The following is a 559-nucleotide window of genomic DNA, read 5'->3' as shown; positions in this document are numbered from 1 at the left end:
GGCCGAGCGGGTGGAGGCCGCGCTCAAGGCCGAGCCGGACGCGTCCCCGGAGCGCCAGCGCGAGATCGAGGTGACGACCGCGCGGAACTCGCGGTCGAACACCGCCTACTACGACGTGACGTTCTCGCCGGTCAAGAGCGTGTCGGTGTACTACGCGGCGCTGGTCGCGGCGGGGGACGTCGAGCTCGCCCAGCAGGTGCGGCAGGCCCATGACCAGGCGATTCGCATCGCGGTCGAGTCGGTGCAGGACCAGGTGGCGTGGGCGAAGACGGGCCGGCACGGGCGCGCCTCGGCGTCCGGGCGCAGCACGGGCAAGTGGGAGAAGGCCCAAGGGCTCTCGGCGGTGCTGTTCGCGCATCACACCAACCGCGACGGTGAGCCCCAGCTGCACGGGCACGCCGCGGTGCTCAACGTCGTCGCGACCGCCGATGAGCGGCTCTACGCCCTGGACGGGGCGGCGTTTCGGCCGGTCAAAGACGCGATGGCCGCGGCGTACGACCGGGCGATGGAAGCAATCCTGTCGGACCTGACCGGGGTGGGGTGGGCCGAGCGGGTCGAC

General features: G+C 72.5%; 1 protein-coding gene. It reads left to right on the top strand.

All coding sequences use genetic code 11. From position 1 onward, the window contains the following. Positions 1–10: 10 nt before the first annotated feature. On the top strand, positions 11–559 hold a 549-nt coding region (gene mobF, locus ACFPBZ_RS29535; protein ID WP_378039667.1), incomplete at its 3' end, for a MobF family relaxase.

The sequence above is a fragment of the Actinomycetospora atypica genome (assembly GCF_042653685.1).
In the GTDB taxonomy this organism is placed as follows: Bacteria; Actinomycetota; Actinomycetes; order Mycobacteriales; family Pseudonocardiaceae; genus Actinomycetospora; species Actinomycetospora atypica.
The sequence above is the reverse complement of the archived record's forward strand: the minus strand, read 5'-3'. Positions and strand labels throughout refer to the sequence as shown.